The following is a 9,922-nucleotide window of genomic DNA, read 5'->3' on the forward strand; positions in this document are numbered from 1 at the left end:
TCATGAAAATCGGCGTGATTTCCGACACCCACGGCCTGCTGCGGCCTGAGGCTGTAGCGGCCCTGCAGGGTTGTGAACGGATCATCCATGCCGGCGATATCGGCAGCCCGGAGATTCTCGAGCAGCTGGCACAAATCGCACCGCTGCACGTGGTACGCGGCAACAATGACCAGGACGCCGAGTGGGCGCGGCAGGTGCCAGATCACCTGACGATCGGTCTGAACGGCTGGCAGGCGTTGCTGGTGCATGACATCGCCGACGTCCCGGCCTTGCTCGATAGGCACACGCGCCTGGTGATCACCGGCCATTCGCACAAGCCGCTGATCGAATGGCGTGGTGCGACGCTGTACGTGAACCCCGGCAGTGCAGGGCGGCGGCGTTTCAAGTTGCCAGTGACACTGGCGGTGCTGGAGGTGGGGGAGACGTCAATCGAGTCGCGGCTGATCGCGCTGTTGGACTGAACCGCGTTTCAGTGTTGGGCGAGGATGCACTCAAGCAAGCCAGGAAAACGGCTCTCGAGCAGTTCGCCGCGCAACGAGTTCATGTGGGTGGTGCCGACGCTGCGGGTCTGCACCAGGCCGGCGTCGCGCAGGACGCGAAAGTGATGGGACATGCTCGACTTGGGCCGCCCGCCGTCCAGTTCACCGCAGGTGGCCTCGGGCACGCCGGCCAGATAACGCACGATGTCCAGGCGCACCGGATCACTCAGGGCGTACAGCAGACGCTCGAGGGTCAGGTCTTGAAGGGCAGGGTGTTTGAAGGCGCGCATGAAACGAATCATAACAGGGGGGTATCGTTGAATACCATTGTTCGATTACCATCGAACTATCGAATCACTCACCTGCTCCTGGAGTTGCCCAATGTCAGCTTTGTTCGAACCCTACAAACTCAAAGACGTCACCCTGCGCAATCGCATCGCCATCCCGCCTATGTGCCAGTACCGCGCCGATGACGGCATCGTCAACGACTGGCACCACGTGCACCTGGCCAGCATGGCGCGTGGCGGCGCCGGCCTGGTGGTAGTCGAAGCCACCGCCGTTGCCCCCGAAGGCCGCATCACCCCGGGTTGCGCGGGTATCTGGAGCGACGCCCACGCCGAAGCGTTTGTGCCGATGGTCAAGGCGATCAAGGCTGCGGGCTCGGTACCGGGTATTCAGATTGCCCACGCCGGTCGTAAAGCCAGCGCCAACCGCCCATGGGAGGGCGATGACCATATGGCCGCTTCTGACCCGCGCAGCTGGGAAACCATCGCGCCGTCGGCCATCGCGTTCGGTCAGAACCTGCCGCAGGTGCCACGCGCCATGACCCTGGACGATATCAACCGGGTCAAACAGAACTTCGTCGACGCCGCCCGCCGTGCCCGTGACGCCGGTTTTGAATGGATCGAACTGCACTTCGCCCACGGCTACCTGGCCCAGAGTTTCTTCTCCGAGCACTCCAACCAGCGTACCGACGCCTACGGCGGCAGCTTCGACAACCGCAGCCGTTTCCTCCTGGAAACCCTGGCCGCCGTGCGTGAAGTCTGGCCGGAAAACCTGCCGCTAACCGCGCGTTTCGGCGTGATCGAATACGATGGCCGTGACGAACAGACCCTCACCGAATCCATCGAGCTGGCCCGCAACTTCAAGGCCGGTGGCCTGGACCTGCTGAGCGTCAGCGTCGGTTTCACCATCCCCGACACCAATATCCCGTGGGGCCCGGCCTTTATGGGCCCGGTCGCCGAGCGCGTGCGCCGTGAAGCCGGTATCCCGGTGACTTCGGCCTGGGGCTTTGGCACCCCGCAGCTGGCGGAAGGCGCGTTGCAGGCCGGCCAGCTGGACCTGGTCTCGGTCGGTCGCGCGCACCTGGCCGACCCGCACTGGGCGTACTTCGCTGCCAAGGAACTGGGGGTGGAAAAATCCTCCTGGACCCTGCCGGCGCCTTACGCCCACTGGTTGGAACGCTATCGCTGATCGGATCCATTTCTAAAGTTGTATAAAAATCCAAATGTGGGAGGGGGTTTGCCCCCGATATCGATGTATCAGTCACAGCAACATCGACTGGTCTACCGCTATCGGGGGCAAGCCCTCTCCCACATTTGCCTCGCGTCCAGTTTCCTGCATATCGATACAAAGCTGTTACCTGAAAAGTAGTGAATGAGAACAGATGTCAAACGCGAATGACTTGGTATACCATTTCCGCGTTTTTGGCAGGTTTGCCGCCCCTTCTGGCTCATTCACTAGGTTCAACATCCATGCGTCGTACCTTGATTTCCCTCTGTGTGCTTCAGGCGTTTTCCCCTTTCACCTGGGCAGAGGTTGTCTCTACCGACAGGGCCAGTCTTGAACTGCAGGCCACCAATGTCACAGGCGAGGCGGACTACGAGACAGCTCAAGGGCCGGTCAAGGGCTACCACGCCACGCGCTCGGCCAGTGCGACGCGCACCGACACCTCGATTCACGAAACGCCGCAATCGATCAGCGTGGTGTCCAAGGATGTGGTCGAGGACCTCGGCGCCACCCGCTTGCAGGACGCACTGGATTACGCCGGCGGCGTGGGCCGCGCCAACAACTTCGGCGGGCAGGGCCTCACCACCTTCACCGTGCGCGGCTTCACCACCGGCGAGTTCTACCGCAACGGTTTCCCGATCAACCGTGGCTACCCGAACATGCCGGACGCCAACACCATCGAACGCCTGGAAGTGCTGCGGGGGCCGGCGACCATGCTCTACGGCCGTGGCGACCCCGGTGGCACGTTCAACGTGGTCTCCAAGCAACCGCTGGCCGAACCGACCGTAACCCTCGGCAGCCAGTTGGATGACCAGGGCATGCAGCGCGCCACCCTCGACGCCTCCGGCCCGCTGGACGAGCAAGGCCGCCTGGCCTATCGCCTGAACCTGGTGGGCGAGGGCGGCGACACCTTTCGTGACCATGTCGAGACCGAGCGCTACGGCGTGGCCCCGGTGATCACCTGGCAAGCCAGTGACGACACCAAGCTGGTCTTCGAAGGCGATTTCATGCGCAACAACCACCCGCTGGACCGGGGGCTGACGCGCTATGCCAATCAAAAGGGCACGCCATCGCGCGACACCTTCTGGGGTGAAAAAGACGTCGGCAAACTGCACAACGACAACAGCATGGCGCAGCTGCGTTTCGAGCACCTGCTCAACGACAGTTGGACCCTGGGCGGCGGTTTCCAATGGCTCGACGGCACCCTGCAAGGCAACGGCATCGAGGCCAACGGCCTGGCCGCCGACGGGCGCACCCTGGGCCGCAACTTCAACTACCGCAAGCTGGAATGGACCGACAAGGACACCCAGCTCAACCTGACCGGCCATTTTTCCACCGGCGCGTTCGAGCACACCTTGCTCACCGGCGTTGAGTTCGAAGACTACGACTACAAGTCGATCATCCAGCGCTCAAGCGGCGCAGTGGGCGCCTACGCGATCGACATCTTCAACCCGGTCTACGGCCAGCCGCGCCCGCTGCTGACGCGCACCCCGACCCACGACAAGGAAAACCTCAAGACCTACGCCGCCTTCGTGCAGGACCAAGTGGCCGTCACCGAGCGCTTGAAAGTCCTCGCCGGCGCGCGGTTTGAGCGTTTCGAGCACGACTACCACACCTACGTACCGGGCGGTAAAAGCTGGGAGGCCAGCGACAATGCTGTCACCCCGCGCGTCGGCGTAATCTACGACCTCACCGACACCGTCGCGGTCTACGCCGACGCCGCGCGTTCGTTCAAGCCCAACACCGGCGCCAGTCGCCAGGGCGGTGGTTTTGAACCGGAGAAAGGCAAGTCCTACGAGATGGGCGTCAAGTGGGAAGCCCTGGACCGTCAGTTGAGCGTCGACGCGGCGGTCTACCAGATCGAGAAGAAAAACGTCCTCACCACCGACCCTCTGGACTCAGCCTTCAGCGTCGCCGCTGGCCAGGTGCGCAGCCGTGGTTTCGACCTGAACGTGGCGGGCAATATCACCCCCGAGTGGCGTGTGATCGGCGGCTACGCTTACGTCGACGCCGAGGTGACCAAGGACAACACGCTCCGCGCCGGCACCCGCTTGCTGAACATCCCGCGCAACAGTTTCAGCCTGCTCAACGTCTACGAGTTCCAGGACGGCGCCCTGAAAGGCCTGGGCCTGGGCGCGGGCGGCAAATATGTGGATGAGCGCGCGGGGCAGACGTCGAATACGGCGTTTTCGATGGACGCCTACACCGTGGTCGACCTGCTCAGCTACTACAAGGTCAACGAAAAGGTCCGGCTGAACCTGGATGTGAAGAACCTGTTCAACCGCGAGTATGAAGAGGGCGCGTTCGGCAACGTGTACGCCTATCCGGGCGAGCCGCGCACGGTGCAGGTAGGCATCGCCTACACACTCTAACCGCGTACACAGAACCCAATGTGGGAGGGGGCTTGCCCCCTCCCACATGTGCATTCAGTTGGCTTTAGAGCGGCGTCAACACATTCATCACCGTATCCAGCGCCACGCGCGTGTCATCCAGCTGCACCAGTGACGCATGCCGGGCGCCGAGGGCGTCGCGGTTCTGGATCGCGGTGAGGATCGCCTTGTGGCGGGGCAGGCTCAGGCCCTGGATGTCCGGGCGGCGGTTGGTGATGTTGATCGACTCGCGCAACGGCAGCGACAGCATGTTGCACATATAGGCCAGCAGGTCGTTGCGCGTGGCGTCGGCGATGGCCCGGTGGAAGTCCAGGTCAGCCTGCAACAGTTGTTCGTGGGTCTGCGCGGTTTCCATGCCGCGGTAGGCTTCTTCGATGGTGGCGATGTCTGCATCGGTGGCGGTGGTCGCGGCCATGGCGGCGATTTCCGGTTCGAGAATGCGCCGCACACCCGCCAGGGTGTTGAAAAACTCGCTGTGGGGCGTGGACTGCATCAACCAGGACAGCACGTCCGGGTCGAGCAGGTGCCATTTCAAGCGCGGCCGCACCACTGCGCCCACCCGAGGCTTGGAATACACCAGGCCCTTGGCGCTGAGCACCCGGGTCGCCTCGCGCAACACCGAACGGCTGACCTTGTACTCCTCGCACAGCGTGGCCTCCATGGGCAGCCGCTCTTCGGGCTTGAAGCGGCCGGAAACGATGTGCATGCCCAAGTCCTGAACGATCTGGGCATGCATGCTCTTGCGCGGCTTGGGCGGCTGGTGATCCATAACGACGGGGAGGCTCTGGCTTAAAGACGCGGCATCATAGCATCCCAATTAGTGGGAATGCCGTGGCACTTCCGCCCCTCGGCAGCCTACCAGGAAGTCAAAGTCGCAACCCTGGTCGGCCTGCAGCACATGGTCGATGTACAGCTGGCGGTAGCCACCGACGATCAGCTTCTGCGGGGGCGCCAGGTCGGCCATGCGCGCCGCCAGCTCTGCGTCGGGGATGTCCAGGTGCAGGCGGCCGTTGGCGCAGTCGAGTTCGATCCAGTCACCTTCCTTCACCGTGGCCAACGGCCCACCGGCAGCGGCTTCCGGCGCCACGTGCAGGACCACGGTGCCGTAGGCGGTGCCACTCATGCGCGCATCGGAAATCCGCACCATGTCGGTCACGCCCTGGGCCAGCAGCTTGGCCGGCAGGCCCATGTTGCCGACTTCGGCCATGCCCGGATAACCCTTGGGCCCGCAGTTTTTCATCACCAGGATCGAGTTGGCATCCACGTCCAGCTCCGGGTCGTTGATGCGCGCCTTGTACATGTCGAAGTCCTCGAACACCACCGCGCGGCCACGGTGTTGCATCAATGCCGGGCTGGCGGCTGAGGGCTTGAGCACCGCGCCGAGGGGGGCCAGGTTGCCGCGCAGCACGCAAATGCCGCCGTCGGCGCGGATCGGGTTGTCGAGGGTGCGGATCACTTCGTCCTGGCCGTAGATCGGCGAGTCCTTGGTGTTTTCACCCAGGGACTTGCCGTTCACGGTCAGTGCATTCGGGTGCGGAATCAGGTTGGCTTCACCCAGGCGGCGCAACACCGCGGGCAGGCCGCCGGCGTAGTAGAACTCTTCCATCAGGAAACGCCCCGACGGCTGCAGGTCAACGATGGTCGGCATGCCCCGGCCGATGCGGGTCCAGTCGTCGAGGTCGAGTTCGACGCCGATGCGCCCGGCGATGGCCTTGAGGTGGATCACCGCGTTGGTCGAACCGCCGATGGCGGCGTTCACGCGGATCGCGTTTTCAAACGCCTCTTTCGTCAGGATCTTCGACAGCTTCAAGTCTTCGCGCACCATCTCCACCGCGCGCATGCCGGACATATGCGCCAGCACATAACGCCGCGCGTCCACTGCCGGGATCGCGGCGTTGTGCGGCAGCGAGGTGCCGAGTGCTTCGGCCATGCAGGCCATGGTCGACGCGGTGCCCATGGTGTTGCAGGTACCGGCCGACCGCGACATGCCGCCCTCGGCGGCGAGGAAATCGTCCAGGGTAATGGTGCCGGCCTTGACCTGCTCGCTGAGCTGCCAGACCACGGTGCCCGAGCCGATGTCCTGGCCCTTGTGCTTGCCGTTGAGCATCGGCCCGCCGGTGACGACGATGGCCGGCACGTCGCAACTGGCCGCGCCCATCAGCAGCGCCGGGGTGGTCTTGTCGCAGCCGGTCAGCAGCACCACGCCGTCAATCGGGTTGCCGCGGATGGCTTCCTCCACGTCCATGCTCGCCAGATTGCGCGTGAGCATGGCGGTGGGGCGCAGGTTGGATTCGCCATTGGAGAACACCGGGAATTCCACGGGGAAGCCACCGGCCTCGATCACGCCGCGTTTGACGTGCTCGGCGATCTGGCGGAAATGCGCGTTGCACGGGGTCAGCTCCGACCAAGTGTTGCAGATACCGATGATCGGTTTGCCATGGAACTGATGGTCGGCAATGCCCTGGTTCTTCATCCAGCTGCGGTACATGAAGCCGTTTTTGTCGGCAGTGCCGAACCACTGGGCGGAGCGTAGGGCGGGCTTTTTATCAGGCATGATCGATTCTCTTATTGTATGACTATATGTTCTATGCGTGCTTAAACATAAGCGCAAAATCGATGCTTTGGAAGAGTTGTTTTGCAAATAGTCCTACTATATAGTCGGTCTTCACTGAGGCATGACCCTGGCGGATTTTCGCGAGAGGTGTGCCCCGAGCTTCTATAAGAACAACAATCGGAGATCGACCCCCCATGAGCCAGGAGCTGCGGCTAATTCGGCGCATCACGCTGAAACTGATTCCCTTCCTGATCCTGCTGTACCTGATCGCCTACGTGGACCGCTCCGCCGTGGGCTTTGCCAAGTTGCACATGGGCGCCGACGTCGGCATCGGTGACGCGGCGTATGGCTTGGGCGCGGGGTTGTTCTTCATTGGCTACTTCCTGTTCGAGATCCCCAGCAACCTGATGCTCGACCGCTTCGGTGCGCGGCGCTGGTTTGCGCGGATCATGCTGACCTGGGGCGCCATCACCATCGGCATGGCGTTTGTGCAGGGGCCGCACAGCTTCTATGTGATGCGCTTTCTGCTCGGCGCGGCGGAGGCGGGGTTCTTTCCGGGCGTGCTGTACTACATCACCCAATGGTTTCCGGTGCGCCATCGCGGCAAGATCCTCGGGCTGTTTATCCTGTCCCAACCCATCGCCATGATGATCACCGGCCCGGTGTCCGGCGGCTTGCTGGGCATGGACGGCATCCTCGGCCTGCACGGCTGGCAATGGCTGTTTATCGTGATCGGCACCCCGGCGTTGCTGCTCACCTGGCCGGTGCTGCGTTTCCTGCCGGACGGCCCCCAGCAGGTCAAATGGATGAGCGCGGAGGAAAAAACCTGGCTCACCGGCGAACTCGCCAAAGACCTGCAAGCCTACGGCCAGACCCGCCACGGCAACCCGCTGCACGCCCTCAAGGACAAACGCGTGTTGCTGCTGGCGCTGTTCTACCTGCCGGTCACCCTGAGCATCTACGGCCTGGGCCTGTGGCTGCCGACCTTGATCAAGCAGTTCGGCGGCAGTGACCTGACCACCGGTTTCATCTCCGCCGTGCCGTACATCTTCGGGATCATCGGCTTGCTGATCATCCCGCGCAGTTCCGACCGGTTGAACGATCGCTACGGCCACCTGGCGGTGCTCTATGTGCTCGGCGCCATCGGCCTGTTCTTCAGCGCCTGGCTGAGCCTGCCGGTGCTGCAAATGGCCTCGTTGTGCCTGGCGGCGTTCGCGCTGTTTTCCTGCACGGCGGTGTTCTGGACGTTGCCGGGGCGCTTCTTCGCCGGCGCCAGTGCAGCGGCGGGCATTGCGCTGATCAACTCGGTGGGCAACCTCGGCGGCTATATCGGCCCGTTCGTGATCGGCGCGCTCAAGGAATACACCGGCAACCTGGCCTCGGGTTTGTACTTTTTGTCTGCGGTGATGGTGTTCGGGCTGGTCTTGACCGGCGTGGTCTACCGCGTGCTGGAGCGCAAGCACGTGCTGCCCGCCGACCAATTCGCCGCCAGCGCGCGTGGCGCCACACGTACCTGATTAAGGAGAAATTGCATGCGTCTAGTTCAGTTCGAATTGCCTAACGGTGAGCGCCGCGTCGGCGTGGTTGAAGGCACGGCAGTGCGTGAAGTGCAGGGCGCACGCAGCGTGCGTGAGTTGGCACTGGCCGCCATCGAAGCCGGTGAGGGCCTGGCGCAGCAGGTCAACAGCCTGGGCCTGGGCGCCAGCCATGATTACGCGGCGCTGCTGGCCGACTTGAAAATATTGCCGCCGCTGGACCACCCGGACCCGGCGCACATGCTGATCAGCGGCACCGGCCTGACCCACCTGGGCAGCGCCTCGGCACGCGACAAGATGCACCAGCAGGCCGGCGACGAGAGTGCCATGACCGACACCATGCGCATCTTCAAATGGGGTGTGGAGGGCGGCAAGCCCGCGGCCGGCCAGGCGGGCGTGCAGCCGGAGTGGTTCTACAAGGGCGACGGCAGCATCGTGGTGCGCCCGGGCCAGGCCTTTCCGGTTCCGCCGTTTGCCGAGGATGCCGGCGAAGAGCCGGAGATCGGCGGCCTGTACGTGATCGGCCACGACCGCAAGCCGTATCGTGTGGGCTTTGCCGTCGGCAACGAGTTTTCCGACCACGTGATGGAGCGCAAGAACTACCTGTACCTGGCCCATTCCAAGCTGCGCAGTTGCAGCTACGGCCCCGAGTTGCGCGTGGGCGAGTTGCCCCAGCACCTGGCGGGCACCAGCCGCGTGCTGCGCAACGGTGAAGAAATCTGGCGGAACGAATTCCTCAGCGGCGAGGCCAATATGTGCCACAGCCTGGAGAATCTTGAGTACCACCACTTCAAATACAGTCAATTCCTCAAGCCGGGAGACGTGCACATTCATTTCTTCGGCACCGCTACGTTGTCATTCGCCGCCGGTATACGTACCCAGCCGGGCGATGTGTTCGAGATCAGCCAGGCCGAATTCGGCGCGCCCTTGATCAACTCCGTCGGCAGCAGCGATGCGGCATTCGAACCCGGCAACGTCATCACCCTTTAAAGGAGATCAACATGACCCAGTTCCTCGGCCACAACTACATCGGCGGCCAACGCAGCGCCAACGGCGACGTCAAGCTGCACAGCGTCGACGCGGCGACTGGCGAAGCCTTGCCCCAGGATTTCTACCAGGCCACCGCGCAGGAAGTCGACGCGGCCGCCAAGGCTGCGGCTGCGGCGTACCCGGCGTACCGCGCACTGAGTGCCGCGCGCCGCGCGCAGTTCCTAGATGCGATTGCCGATGAGCTGGACGCGCTGGGCGATGAGTTCGTCGAGCTGGTGTGCCGCGAAACCGCGCTGCCGGCTGCACGTATCAAAGGCGAACGCGGGCGCACCAGCGGCCAGATGCGCCTGTTCGCCACGGTGCTGCGTCGCGGTGATTTCTACGGCGCGCGTATCGACAAAGCCCTGCCGGATCGCCAGCCACTGCCGCGTCCGGACCTGCGCCAATACCGCATCGGCCTGGGGC

9 protein-coding genes are annotated in these 9,922 nt (G+C 63.6%); 6 read left to right on the plus strand and 3 right to left on the minus strand.

Going from position 1 to position 9,922, the window contains the following annotated elements; genetic code table 11:
* Nucleotides 1-2: 2 nt before the first annotated feature.
* A complete protein-coding gene (locus WBR57_RS06650; protein ID WP_424083153.1) occupies nt 3-461 on the plus strand; it encodes a metallophosphoesterase family protein in 459 nt (152 codons plus the stop codon).
* An 8-nt stretch (nt 462-469) separates the two neighbouring features.
* On the opposite strand, the gene WBR57_RS06655 is transcribed toward WBR57_RS06650, so the two are convergent.
* Nucleotides 470-769 carry an ArsR/SmtB family transcription factor gene (locus tag WBR57_RS06655; RefSeq protein WP_424083154.1) on the minus strand — a complete coding sequence of 100 codons (300 nt, stop codon included), beginning with the start codon at nt 767-769 and terminating at the stop codon, nt 470-472.
* A 91-nt stretch (nt 770-860) separates the two neighbouring features.
* Between WBR57_RS06655 and WBR57_RS06660 the strand changes: the two genes are divergently transcribed.
* Complete coding sequence (locus tag WBR57_RS06660) at nt 861-1,952, plus strand: NADH:flavin oxidoreductase/NADH oxidase (protein ID WP_424083155.1); 1,092 nt, start codon at nt 861-863, stop codon at nt 1,950-1,952.
* A gap of 281 nt (nt 1,953-2,233) precedes the next feature.
* On the plus strand, nt 2,234-4,360 hold the full coding sequence (locus WBR57_RS06665; protein WP_424083156.1) for a TonB-dependent siderophore receptor: 2,127 nt from the start codon (nt 2,234-2,236) through the stop codon (nt 4,358-4,360).
* Between the two features lie 64 nt (nt 4,361-4,424).
* On the opposite strand, the gene WBR57_RS06670 is transcribed toward WBR57_RS06665, so the two are convergent.
* The gene (locus tag WBR57_RS06670; RefSeq protein WP_424083157.1) at nt 4,425-5,147 is read right to left on the minus strand and encodes a FadR/GntR family transcriptional regulator; all 723 of its coding nucleotides are present in this window, start codon (nt 5,145-5,147) and stop codon (nt 4,425-4,427) included.
* 48 nt (nt 5,148-5,195) lie between these two features.
* On the minus strand, nt 5,196-6,932 hold the full coding sequence (locus tag WBR57_RS06675) for an IlvD/Edd family dehydratase (RefSeq protein ID WP_424083158.1): 1,737 nt from the start codon (nt 6,930-6,932) through the stop codon (nt 5,196-5,198).
* Between the two features lie 194 nt (nt 6,933-7,126).
* On the opposite strand from WBR57_RS06675, the gene WBR57_RS06680 reads away from it, so the two are divergent.
* The 3 genes from WBR57_RS06680 to WBR57_RS06690 all read left to right on the plus strand — a co-directional run.
* Complete coding sequence (locus WBR57_RS06680; protein WP_424083159.1) at nt 7,127-8,449, plus strand: MFS transporter; 1,323 nt, start codon at nt 7,127-7,129, stop codon at nt 8,447-8,449.
* 15 nt (nt 8,450-8,464) lie between these two features.
* Complete coding sequence (araD1, locus tag WBR57_RS06685; protein WP_424083160.1) at nt 8,465-9,457, plus strand: AraD1 family protein; 993 nt, start codon at nt 8,465-8,467, stop codon at nt 9,455-9,457.
* A gap of 11 nt (nt 9,458-9,468) precedes the next feature.
* Nucleotides 9,469-9,922 (plus strand): aldehyde dehydrogenase family protein (locus WBR57_RS06690; protein ID WP_424083161.1); only part of this gene is annotated, 454 nt, incomplete at its 3' end.

The organism is Pseudomonas sp., from assembly GCF_049590575.1.
In the GTDB taxonomy this organism is placed as follows: Bacteria; Pseudomonadota; Gammaproteobacteria; order Pseudomonadales; family Pseudomonadaceae; genus Aquipseudomonas.